Source organism: Bradyrhizobium sp. 2S1 (assembly GCF_011516625.5).
In the GTDB taxonomy this organism is placed as follows: Bacteria; Pseudomonadota; Alphaproteobacteria; order Rhizobiales; family Xanthobacteraceae; genus Bradyrhizobium; species Bradyrhizobium septentrionale.
Genome location: NZ_CP147717.1, coordinates 2,795,943 through 2,807,810 on the forward strand (window position 1 = coordinate 2,795,943; position 11,868 = coordinate 2,807,810).

General features: G+C 64.3%; 10 protein-coding genes. 6 read left to right on the top strand and 4 right to left on the bottom strand.

Translation table 11 applies throughout. The annotated features are described in order from the left end of the window. Positions 1-20: 20 nt before the first annotated feature. The gene (locus HAP54_RS13235; RefSeq protein ID WP_166300508.1) at positions 21-1,550 is read right to left on the bottom strand and encodes a malonate--CoA ligase; all 1,530 of its coding nucleotides are present in this window, start codon (positions 1,548-1,550) and stop codon (positions 21-23) included. 162 nt (positions 1,551-1,712) lie between these two features. Between HAP54_RS13235 and HAP54_RS13240 the strand changes: the two genes are divergently transcribed. Both HAP54_RS13240 and HAP54_RS13245 read left to right on the top strand, forming a co-directional pair. Further along, positions 1,713-3,056, top strand: a complete 1,344-nt coding sequence (locus tag HAP54_RS13240) for an IS1380 family transposase (RefSeq protein ID WP_166300510.1) — start codon at positions 1,713-1,715, stop codon at positions 3,054-3,056. A gap of 383 nt (positions 3,057-3,439) precedes the next feature. Continuing rightward, complete coding sequence (locus HAP54_RS13245) at positions 3,440-4,201, top strand: SDR family oxidoreductase (RefSeq protein WP_166300512.1); 762 nt, start codon at positions 3,440-3,442, stop codon at positions 4,199-4,201. 155 nt (positions 4,202-4,356) lie between these two features. Here the strand turns inward: HAP54_RS13245 and HAP54_RS13250 are convergent, their stop codons facing one another. Further along, the gene (locus HAP54_RS13250) at positions 4,357-5,757 is read right to left on the bottom strand and encodes an MFS transporter (RefSeq protein WP_166300514.1); all 1,401 of its coding nucleotides are present in this window, start codon (positions 5,755-5,757) and stop codon (positions 4,357-4,359) included. A gap of 325 nt (positions 5,758-6,082) precedes the next feature. Between HAP54_RS13250 and HAP54_RS13255 the strand changes: the two genes are divergently transcribed. From HAP54_RS13255 to HAP54_RS13265, 3 genes are all read left to right on the top strand, one after another. Beyond that, positions 6,083-6,637, top strand: coding sequence for a fasciclin domain-containing protein (locus HAP54_RS13255; RefSeq protein ID WP_166307821.1), 555 nt, complete (start codon positions 6,083-6,085; stop codon positions 6,635-6,637). A 180-nt stretch (positions 6,638-6,817) separates the two neighbouring features. Continuing rightward, complete coding sequence (locus HAP54_RS13260; RefSeq protein WP_166300516.1) at positions 6,818-7,450, top strand: cytochrome b/b6 domain-containing protein; 633 nt, start codon at positions 6,818-6,820, stop codon at positions 7,448-7,450. A 74-nt stretch (positions 7,451-7,524) separates the two neighbouring features. Continuing rightward, positions 7,525-8,310, top strand: coding sequence for a molybdopterin-binding protein (locus HAP54_RS13265; protein ID WP_166213236.1), 786 nt, complete (start codon positions 7,525-7,527; stop codon positions 8,308-8,310). 97 nt (positions 8,311-8,407) lie between these two features. On the opposite strand, the gene HAP54_RS13270 is transcribed toward HAP54_RS13265, so the two are convergent. Next, positions 8,408-9,586 carry a YbfB/YjiJ family MFS transporter gene (locus tag HAP54_RS13270; protein WP_166300517.1) on the bottom strand — a complete coding sequence of 393 codons (1,179 nt, stop codon included), beginning with the start codon at positions 9,584-9,586 and terminating at the stop codon, positions 8,408-8,410. Positions 9,587-9,675: 89 nt separating this feature from the next. Further along, complete coding sequence (locus HAP54_RS13275; RefSeq protein WP_166300519.1) at positions 9,676-10,524, bottom strand: EamA family transporter; 849 nt, start codon at positions 10,522-10,524, stop codon at positions 9,676-9,678. 147 nt (positions 10,525-10,671) lie between these two features. Between HAP54_RS13275 and leuB the strand changes: the two genes are divergently transcribed. Further along, on the top strand, positions 10,672-11,784 hold the full coding sequence (leuB, locus tag HAP54_RS13280) for a 3-isopropylmalate dehydrogenase (RefSeq protein ID WP_166300521.1): 1,113 nt from the start codon (positions 10,672-10,674) through the stop codon (positions 11,782-11,784). Positions 11,785-11,868: the final 84 nt, after the last annotated feature.

The window sequence follows — 11,868 nt, forward strand, 5'->3', positions numbered from 1 at the left end:
TCGCGACATCGTCGCGCCCCTTACGCCTTCGAATAAATATCCTTATACGTATCGCGCAGAATGTTCTTCTGCACCTTGCCCATCGCATTGCGCGGCAGTTCGTCGACGACGAAGACGCGCTTGGGCATCTTGAATTTGGCGAGCCGCCCGTCGAGCGCCTTCAGCACCGAGGCTTCGCTGACATCGGCGCCCCTGCTGCAGACCAGCACGGCGGTGACGCCTTCGCCGAAATCGGCATGCGGCACGCCGATCACTGCGGATTCGATTACGCCGGGCATGGCGTCGATCTCGCTCTCGATTTCCTTCGGGTAGACGTTGAAGCCGCCGGAGATCACGAGATCCTTGCCGCGGCCGAGGATGTGGACGTAGCCCCTGCCGTCGATCTTGCCGAGATCGCCGGTGATGAAGAAGCCGTCGCCGCGGAATTCGGCCTTGGTCTTCTCCGGCATGCGCCAGTAGCCCTGGAACACGTTCGGGCCCTTGACCTCGATCATGCCGATGGTCTCGGGCGCGAGCTCCTTGCCGGTCTCGGGATCGGTGACCCGCACCGAGACGCCGGGCAGCGCGAAGCCGACCGCGCCGGGCACACGGTCGCCGTCATAGGGGTTGCTTGTGTTCATGTTGGTTTCGGTCATGCCGTAGCGCTCGAGCACGGCATGGCCGGTGCGCTCCGACCATTCGCGATGGGTGTCGGCGAGCAGCGGCGCGGAGCCCGAGATGAACAGCCGCATGTGCTTCGTCGCGTCCTTGTTCAGGCCGGGGTTCTGCAACAGGCGGGTGTAGAAGGTCGGCACGCCCATCATCACGGTGGCGCGGGCCATCAGCTTGATGATCAGGTCCGGATCGAACTTCGGCAGGAAGATCATCGAGGCGCGTGAGAACAGCGTCACGTTGCTCGCCACGAACAGGCCGTGGGTGTGATAGATCGGCAGCGCGTGGATCAGCACGTCCTTGTCGGTGAAGCGCCAGTAGTCGACCAGCGAGTAGGAGTTCGAGGCCAGATTGTCGTGCGACAGCATCGCGCCCTTGGAACGGCCGGTGGTGCCTGACGTGTAGAGGATGGCGGCGAGGTCGTCATTGCCGCGCGGCACGGTGGTGAATTCCTTACGAGCCTTGTCGGTGGCCTCGGTCAGCGAGCCCTTGCCGCCGGTATCCAGCGTCTCGACTTTGGCGCCCACCTTGGCGGCGATCGCCTTGATGCCTTCGAGCTTGGCGGGATCGCAGACCACCAGCGACGGCTCGGCGTCGCTGATGAAGTATTCGAGCTCGTTCAGCGTGTAGGCGGTGTTGAGCGGCAAATAGACGCCGCCAGCGCGCACGGTGGCGAGGTAGAGCACCAGAGCCGAAACCGATTTCTCGGTCTGCGCCGCGACGCGGTCGCCCGGCTTGACGCCGCGCTCAACCAGCACGTTCGCCATCTGGCCGGTCCGCGCGATCAGGTCGCCATAGGAGATGCGGCTGCCGTCGAGCTGCTCGATCGCCAGCCGATTGGGGTCGTCGAGGCCGTCGAACAGGCGGGAAAACAGGTTGGCGTTGGTGGTCGTGTTCATGCAAACATTCCCCGAGGGGCGAAAGAGCCGGAAAGGCTAGCCCGTCTTATTCGTCAGAGGGCGCCTGAGAGGCTGGCGAGCGTGGTGTAAAGCGCTGATGCGGCGTAGGATTCGGCTGCAAAGCCAACCCCATCACCTTCAGCCGCGAACACCACGCCCGCCATGATCGATGATACGATTCTGCCCTTCTCGTTTCCAGCCGTTCACGCCAGGAAAGTCACAGCTGCCTTCGATGGCGGTCGGCTGACCTCGAACGGGGGCGTGATGCTTCTGGCGATGGCCGAGCGGCGTCTCGGCTTGGCCGACAATTTGGCCCGGGTGTTCCCGGATCGGCGCGATCCGACGCGGGTCGTGCACAGCCTTGTCGATATGTTCCGCGCGCGCATGTTCGCGATCTGCTGCGGCTACGAGGACGCCGACGACCTCGATCATCTGCGGTCCGATCCCGCATTCAAGCTGGCCTGCGGACGGCTGCCGGACACGGGTCGCGATCTGTGTTCCCAACCGACGCTGTCGCGGCTGGAGAATGCTCCGCGCCTGCGCGACGTGATCCGACTGACCTACACTTTGGTCGACGCATGGATGGATAGCTACCCGCGCGAGCCGGCATCCGTCACGCTTGACATCGATGATACCTGCGATGTCGTCCACGGCCATCAGCAGCTCTCGCTGTTCAACGCTCATTATGACGAACGCTGCTTCCTGCCGATCCACGTCTACGACACGGAGAAGAGCCGGCCCGTGGCGGTCGTGCTGCGGCCCGGCAAGACGCCGGGCGGCGTCGAGGTGCGGGCCCACCTGCGCCGCCTGATACGGCATATCCGGACGCGGTGGCACAACACGCGAATTACGTTCCGTGGCGACGGGCACTATGCCCGGCCGGAGGCAATGGCGTGGTGCGAGACCAACGGCATCGACTACATCTTCGGTCTGTCCGGCACCAAGCCGCTCGCCAGAAAAGTCGACGAGGCCGCCGACGACATCCGCACGCGACGCGCCATCGAGAACCTGCCGGTTCTGCGTGGCTATACCGAGACGCGCCACAAGGCCAAGTCCTGGGATCGCGAACGGCGTACCGTCGCCCGTATTGAGGCGACGATGCTCGGCCTCGACATCCGTTTCGTCGTCACCAGCCTCGATGTCGGCTCGGCCGAGTGGATCTACGACAGCCTGTATTGCGCGCGCGGCCAAGCCGAGAATCTGATCAAGCTGCATAAGACACAGCTCGCCTCCGATCGCACCAGCTGCCGTTCGGCGCTCGCCAATCAAGTCCGCCTCGTTCTCCACACCGCCGCTTATTGGCTGATGCTGACCGTGCGCGACGCGATTCCCAAAGCCCGGGAATTGGCCACAGCCGAGTTCGCGACGCTGCGTCTTCGTCTCTTGAAACTCGCTGCCCGTGTCGTCGAGACCACGAGCCGCATTCGCCTTGCGTTTGCCGCGGCATGTCCCGAAGCCGACCTGATCCGCGGCTTGCCAAGCGCGCTGCTGCCGCTCGGTCCTTGACCGGCGGGGCGTCCGCCCCCCGTTCGCCCAACCTACACCTCAAGCGCGTTGCAAAGTACCGGTCGTCAGGCGGTGAAAAGCCGAAGGCAATCCCGCGCGCCTCGTCAGAGCAGATGTGCGGCCACATCAATCGGACTAAAAAAACGCACTCTCACGAATAGGACGGGCTAGTGCCGCCGATTTGAAGTTCCTAGCCAGGCGCCGCGAGTCCTACTAGGAACTTCAAATCGATAAGCGGCACTAGATTAATTAGATTCGCTAGTGCCCCGTAAGCTTCCGAAGTTCGTGTCAGTGTCTGCCGCGGCGGATCACGAACTTCGGAAGCGGGGCACTAGCGCTGGATTAGCAAAAACGCCCTTCGGAAAGCAACGGAGACAGTTTGCATGACAAATAATGGGAAACGCGTGGCCTGGGTCACCGGCGGCGGCACCGGAATCGGCGAATCCGGGGCGGAATTCCTGGCTGCGGACGGCTGGACGGTGGTGGTCTCCGGCCGCCGCAAGGAAGAGCTCGACCGCGTGGTGGCCAACATCACGAACAACGGCGGCAAGGCCGAGGCGATCCCGCTCGACGTCAGCAACAAGGCCGACGTCAACAAGGCGGCCGAGACCATCGTCGCCAAACACGGCCGCATCGACCTCCTGGTCAACAGCGCCGGCATCAATGTGCCGAAGCGCAGCTGGGCCGACATGGAACTGGAAGGTTGGGACAAGCTCGTCGAGGTCAACCTCAACGGCGTGCTCTATTGCATGCGCGCGGTGCTGCCGACGATGCGCAAGCAGCAGGACGGCTGCATCATCAACGTCGCCTCCTGGGCCGGCCGTCACGTCTCGAAAATGCCGGGCCCGGCCTACACCACGACCAAGCACGCGGTGCTGGCGCTGACCCACTCCTTCAACATGGACGAATGCGTCAACGGCCTGCGCGCCTGCTGCCTGTCGCCGGGCGAGGTTGCAACGCCGATCCTCAAGCAGCGGCCGGTGGTGCCGAGCGAAGCCGAGCAGGCCAAGATGCTGCAGCCCGAGGATTGCGGCCGCACCATCGCTTTCGTCGCCAGCATGCCGCCGCGGGTCTGCATGAACGAGATCCTGATCAGCCCGACCCACAACCGCGGGTTCATCCAGACGCCGGCGAACAGGGATTAGGTCCGTCTTCTCCTTCCCCCTGAAAGGGGGAAGGTCGGGATGGGGGTCAGCCGCAGGCGACGGTGTATGTGGAGAGAGCAGATCCCACCCGCTTTGCTCTGGCGAGCAAAGCGACCTCCCCTTTTCAAGGGGAGGTTGGAGCAGCGTAGCCCCGATCACTCGATGATCTCGTTCAGCTCCTTGCCGGAATGCTCGGGCACCCACAGGAAGACACCGACCGCCATCGCGATCATCAGCACCGGGATGCAGAGGAACGCCAGCGCGAACGAGCCGGTGTGCTGCTGGAGCGCGATGGACACGAACGGGAACAGCACGAAGCCGACGAAATAGGCGATCGCCCAGACCACGCCGTTGGCGGCGCCGCGGATGCGCGTCGGGAAGATTTCCGCGGTCAAGGTCGTGCTCGGGCCCCAGAAGCCGAGGAAGCCGAGACACCAGAGAAGCCCGAACGTCCAGAGCAGGACGCGGTCCTCGGAATAGACCCAGAGCGTCATGAAGATCGCGCCCTCGATCAAGGTGATGATGAAGGCGCGCCGGCGGCCGATCTTGTCGATCAGCCAGCCGACCAGGCACAGTCCGAGGAAGCCGCAAAGGCCGTAGAACACGTAGAACAGGCTGTATTCCGTCGTCGACCAATGCTTCTCGGTCGATAGATACAGCGGCATCCAGGCGCCGACCGTGCCGTAGATGCAGGTGCTGGCGCAGGCCACGAACAGCGCAACCAGTGTTGCGGGCAGCACGTCGGGCATGAACACCTGGCGGATGCCGACCGACTTGGCCTTGCCGAACCAAGCGCCATCGTCGGCGCTGACCGTGCCGCCGCGCGCCAGCGTCTCCGAGATACGCCGCTTGCGGTCCTGCGCGCGCACCCAATAGGGCGATTCCGGGCAGGTGGAGCGGATATAGATCGCCAGCAGTGCGATCACGCCGGGCACCATCACTGCGGCACGCCAGCCGAAATTGGCGGCGACCAGTCCGGTGATGGCGCCGGCGAGCGTGGCGCCGAGACACCAGGCCGATCGCGTGATGGTGATCACCCGCCCGCGCAGCCGCGCCGGCCAGGTTTCGGCCACCAGCATTGAGCCGAGCGACCATTCGCCGTTGAGCGCGAAGAACAGGAACGAGCGCGCGATGACAAAGACTGTAAAGGTCGGCGACAGCGCCGCGACCGGCATCAACAGCGAGAACAGCGCGATGTTGACGGCGAGCAGCGTGCGCCGGCCAAACCGGTCCGCCAGCCATGGCCAGAAATAGAGGCCGGCGATGCCGACGAACAGCGCGATCTGCATGCCGGAGCGATATTCCGGCAGGCTCAGCGAAAACTCCTTGATCACCATCGGCGAGACCAGCGCGAAGATCACGCCGTCCATGCCGTCAAAGCCCCAGCCGAGCGCGTTGGCGGTGGCGATGTGCCAATGCGTTTTCGTCACCTCGGTGCCGCCGGCGACCGCGCGGTAATTGGCGTATTGCAGGTGCTTCTGCTCGAGCGGGCCGACGTCGCTGCTGGCCTCGTTCGCCGCAGGCGCGGCGTGGCCATCAGCCGTGATGCTGCTCATGATCGTCCTCCCCACACCCGCCTGGCTAGCGAAGCTGCGCTGCAATCTCAGGCTGAACCAATCAGGCAGTGGCGGCAAGCAAATTGCTCGCGGCAGCGCACCCGTCCATTCCGCTGAATGGAATGGTCGACAAGTTGCGGGCTGCGCTGCGCATACGAAGCGCGCCGCAGCCGGTTTCAGGAATCAAAAAGAATTATTTCCGGAAACCGCCGGGAAAACCTTCCGTAGCTCGGCCAACGACGACGCAGACACCGAACAACACGCGCCGTTGTCCATCATCGCCGGCGATGCCTCGCCGGTTGGATATCTCATCGGGAGACGAACCATGTCGAAGCGTATTGCCTATCTCGCTGCCGCCGCCTTCAGCGCGCTTGCGATCACCGCCACTGTCGTGGCCCCGGTCCGCGCCGAGGAAAAGACCGTGATGGTCGGCGGCGCCGCGATGTTCCCGTCCAAGAACATCGTCCAGAACGCCGTCAATTCGAAGGACCACACCACCCTCGTCGCCGCGGTGAAGGCCGCGGGCCTGGTCAGCACGCTGGAAAGCAAGGGCCCGTTCACGGTGTTCGCGCCGACCAACGCCGCGTTCGGCAAGCTGCCGGCCGGAACCGTCGACAACCTCGTCAAGCCCGAGAACAAGGCGACGCTGACCAAGATCCTCACCTACCATGTGGTGCCCGGCAAGCTCGAGGCCTCCGACCTCACCGACGGCAAGAAGCTGAAGACCGCGGAGGGCGAGGAACTCACCGTGAAGAAGCAGGACGGCAAGGTCTGGATCGTCGATGCCAAGGGCGGCACCTCGATGGTGACGATTTCCAACGTCAACCAGTCGAACGGCGTCATCCATGTGGTCGACACCGTGCTGATGCCGGCGACGTAACACCCGGCGGCCCGATTTAGTCCCTGAGCGCTTTACGAAACAGCGAGCCGGAGCCTCGCCCCGGCTCGCATTTTTGTGACCAGATGGGGGCGCCTATATCAAACTGAGTAGGCGCGACCCTGTAACGGAACCCCGGTTCCCGGCGTATAAGCCGGTAACGACCACGAGCAGAGATATGCCATGACGAGCCTTGCCGTCAGCGACCACCAGGCAGAGACCGCAACGCCGGCGAAGGTGATCCAGCCGATCTGGGTGCGGATGGTGCACTGGATCAACGCATTAGCGATGATCCTGATGATCATGTCCGGCTGGCAGATCTACAACGCCTCGCCGCTGTTTGGCTTCACCTTCTCGCGGAGCATCACGCTCGGCGGCTGGCTCGGCGGCGCGCTGCTCTGGCACTTCGCCGCGATGTGGCTGTTGATGGTCAACGGCCTGATCTATCTGGCGCTCGGGTTCGCCACCGGCCGCTTCCGCAAGAAGCTGCTGCCGATCACCCCCGGCGGCGTGATCTCCGATACCAAGGCGGCGCTGACCTTCAAACTGTCGCATGACGATCTCAGCAAGTACAATTCGGTGCAGAAGCTGCTCTATACCGGCATCATCATCGTCGGCGTCGTGATCGTGCTGTCCGGCCTGTCGATGTGGAAGCCGGTGCAATTGCATTGGCTGGTGACGCTGTTCGGCGGCTACGACTTCGCCCGTTATGTTCATTTCACCTGCATGGCGCTGATCGTCGCCTTCCTGGTGATCCATGTCGCGCTCGCACTGCTGGTGCCGAAGAGCCTGCGCGCCATGATCATCGGGCGCTAGAGCATGATCCCGAAAAGTGGGAACCGGTTTTCGGAGTTGATCATGCCCAAAAATGAGACTCTTGAGAGGATGCTATGGGTCGCCTGCGCAAACTCCTGATCCCCGGTGTCGACAAGAAGCTGCTGGTCCGCGACGCGGTGAAGACGATGCCGGAACTGACGCGCCGTCGTTTCATCACGGCGGGCACCAGCCTCGGCGCGCTGACGCTGTTGACCGGCTGCGACGTGGTCGATTCGTCGTCGGCGGAAGAACTGCTGAAGAGGGTCTCGAAGTTCAACGACGCGGTACAGGCCTGGATGTTCAATCCGGATGCGCTGGCGCCGACGTATCCCGAGAGCATGATCACCAAGCCGTTCCCGTTCAATGCCTATTACGATCTCGACGATGCGCCCGAGGTCGCGGGCGCGGACTGGAAGCTCGAGGTGCGCGGGCTGGTCGACAACAAGAAGTCGTGGACGCTGGACGAGTTGTACAAGCTGCCGCAGGTCAAGCAGGTGACGCGCCATATCTGCGTCGAGGGCTGGAGCGCGATCGGCAGCTGGACCGGCACGCCGCTGCGCGATTTCCTCAAGATCATCGGCGCCGATACGCGCGCCAAATATGTCTGGTTCCAGTGCGCCGACAAGGACGGCTACAATTCACCTTTGGACATGCGCACGGCGCTGCATCCGCAGACCCAGATGACCTTCAAGTTCGGCGACGAGATCCTGCCGCGCGCCTACGGTTTCCCGATGAAGATCCGGGTGCCAACCAAGCTCGGCTTCAAGAACCCGAAATACGTGCTCTCGATGGAAGTCACCAACGACTACAAGGGCGGCTACTGGGAAGACCAAGGCTACAATTCGTTCAGCGGGAGCTGACGCGAAGCGTCATTCCGGGATGGTCCGAAGGACCAGACCCGGAATCTCGAGATTCCGGGTTCGATGCTTGCGCATCGCCCCGGAATGACGAATGGGTCTAAGGCCCCACCTTCCTTTGAAACGCCGACAGCAGTGCGCCGAGCGCGAGCATCGCGGCCGAGACGTTCAGCGCAAATGACAGGCTGCCGACGGCATCCGTGATCGCGCCGACCACGATCGGCCCGAGCGTCTGCCCGATGCCGAAGGCGATGGTCATCGCCGCGATCGCAGTCGGCCAGGCTTGCGGCGGGTAGTTGAAGCGTACGAAGGCGGTGGTTGACCCCACCACCGCGAAGAAGGCGACGCCAAACACCAGCGCGGAAATCGTAAGCAGCAGCGGCGAATGCCCGAAGATCGGCAGGCTCGCGCCGAGCGCGTTGACGCCGAGGATGATGGTGGTGGCGAGCCCGCCGCGATCGAGCGCCAGTACCCGCCGCCAGAACCAGGGCGTCACGAATGCGCTGACGCCGATCAGGCTCCAGAACGCGCTCTGTGCGACCGCGCCGCCGCCGCCGTCGCGGACATAGGCGATCATGAAGGTCATGTAGGCGATGTAGCCGGCCCCGAACAGGAAATAGGCGGCGAGGTAGATCAGGACCGGCATGATTTCGAATTTGGTCCGCACGATACCGGCGGCGGCCGCACCGGCGTGGAAGGGCGCAAGCAGCAGCGGCACGGTCATAATCGCGGAGAGCAAGGTCATCGCCCACCACACGATCCACCAGGAGCCCGCGCCAAAGCCCTGCAGCACGAAGGGCGCGATCAGGCCGGATGCCAGGATACCGACGCCCGGCCCGGCATAGAACAGGCTAAGCAGGAAGTTCGCGCGCTCCGGCCGCGACTGCGCAATGGTCGCCGCGAGTGCGCCGCCGCCGACGAAGCCGATTGCGGCGGCGAAGCCGACCAGCAGGCGGGCAAAGCTCAGCACGGCAAAATTGCCCGAGATGGCGCAGAGCGCCAGCGACAGCGCGCAGGCCAGCGTCGACCAGCGCACCGATGTGGCAAGCCCGAAGCGCTGGATCAGACGCGAGGCGAACAGCGCGCCTACCAGATAGCCGGCGGCATTGATCGTGTTCATGAAGCCGGCGGCCGAATACGACCAGGCCAGCGAGTCGCGCATGTCGGGCAGCACCAGCGAATAGGCAAAGCGGCCGATGCCGAGACCGACCGTCGGTGCGAGCGACAGAATCAGGATCAGCCGCGCGGGATGCGGATAGGACGGGGCGGGGGCTCTCACAATTCACTCCGGCAATGCCGCCATTGTGGCAGGCCGCAGCGGCGCTGCCCAGCGCCGGAGGCCGCAACACTGTCTTGCGTATCAGACAATCAAGCGATCAGGACCAGCGCGACACCGATCACGGTCAGCAGGGTTCCGGCGACGATCCGCGCCGTGATCTCGACATGTTTGAGCAGCATTGCGCTCAGCGCCACGGTGACCAGCGGATAGATCGCAGCCAGCGGCGCCACCAGCGTGATCGGGCCGTTGCGGACCGCGGCGAACAGGCTGAGTGCACTGAGCCCGTTGCTGATGCCGGTCAATGCGAACCAGAACCGGCCCTCGCGCGGGGCCTGCACCGTGAAGCTGCCCTTGCGGATCCGCTGCACGGTCAGCACCACCAGCGAGGACATGATGTAGCCGATCAGACAGGCCCAGAGCGGGCTCGGCCAGATCGCAAGCCCGAGCTTGGCAATCGGGGGCACGATGCCGCGCACCAGCGCGCTGGCGAGCGGCAGCAGCAGGGCCCAGCTGCGCCAATGGCCGAGGTCGCGCGGCCGGGTCACGGTGATCACAGCCGCCCCCGCCACCGCGACGACGAGGCCGGCGAGCTGCTGCGGCTCGAGCACCACGGCGGCGGTGACCGCAAACAGCGGCGCCAGATTGCCCAATGTTGAGGTGATGAGGGGTCCCAGCGACCGGTTCGACGCGAAAGTCAAAAGCGTCAGCGAGGCCGGGAAGAACAGGCCGATCGCCATGAAGATCGGCAGGCCGCGCCACACCACCGGCTCGCCATGCAGGATCAGCGGCGACAGCAGCAGGAACAGCAGAGTGAAGGACGGCACGCTGATTGCGGCGCCCGACAGCGGCTCGACAGTGCGCAAGCCAAGCTGCGCCAGCACGACGCCTGCGCCGAGGAAAATGGCCGAGGCGAAGGCGTAGACGATGGCTCCGGTCATGAGGTCCGTCTTGTTGGCTTCTTGGGGCGCGGTTGGCTCTGTGGGGCCATTTTGGCCCTGTCCGAGGCGCCTTGCCAATCCGCCCGGGGCGTTTTAGCACTCGCGCCTGACGATGACGGGCATGCCCGATTGAGTGAGGAACGAACCATGGCGACCCACAAACTGCTGCTTCTCCCCGGCGACGGCATCGGCCCCGAAGTGATGGCCGAGGTACAGCGCCTGATCGACTGGCTGAATGCGCAGGGCATCGCCAGGTTCGAGACCGAGCAGGGGCTGGTCGGCGGCTCCGCCTATGACGCCCACAAGGTGTCGATCTCGGAGGGCGACATGGCCAAGGCCACGGCGGCCGACGCCGTGATCTTCGGCGCGGTCGGCGGTCCCAAATGGGACAGCGTGCCCTACGAAGTCCGCCCCGAGGCCGGCCTGCTGCGGCTGCGCAAGGATCTCGGCCTGTTCGCCAATCTGCGTCCGGCGGTGTGCTATCCGGCGCTGGCGGACGCCTCGAGCCTCAAGCGCGAGGTGGTCGAGGGCCTCGACATCATGATCGTGCGCGAGCTCACCGGCGGCGTCTATTTCGGCGAGCCGAAGACCATCACTGATATCGGCAACGGCCAGAAGCGCGCGGTCGACACCCAGGTCTACGACACCTTTGAAATCGAGCGGATCGGCCGTGTCGCCTTCGACCTGGCGCGCAAGCGCCGTAACAAGGTGACGTCGATGGAAAAGCGCAACGTCATGAAGTCGGGCGTGCTCTGGAACGAGGTCATGACCCAGGTCCATGCGCGCGAATACAAGGACGTCACGCTCGAGCATCAGCTCGCCGATTCCGGCGGCATGAATCTCGTCAAGACGCCGAAGCAATTCGACGTCATCGTCACAGACAATCTGTTCGGCGACATGCTGTCGGACATTGCGGCGATGCTGACGGGGTCGCTCGGCCTGCTGCCGTCGGCTTCGCTCGGCAAGGCGGACGCCAAGACCAACGAGCGCAAGGCATTGTATGAGCCGGTGCACGGCTCGGCGCCGGATATCGCAGGCCGAGGCCTCGCCAATCCGATCGCCATGATCGCCTCGTTCGGCATGGCACTGCGCTATTCCTTCGCCATGGGCGATCTCGCCGACAAGGTCGATGCCGCGATCGCGGCCGTGCTCGCCAATGGCTTGCGCACCGCCGACATCAAGTCGGAAGGCACCACGCCGGTCAGCACGACGCAGATGGGCGAAGCGATCCTGAAGGAATTGCAGAAGCTGCACGCGTGACGGCTCTGCCGTCATTCCGGGGCGCGTCAAAGACGCGAACCCGGAATCTCGAGATTCCCCGATGCGCAATCGCGCATCTGAGGT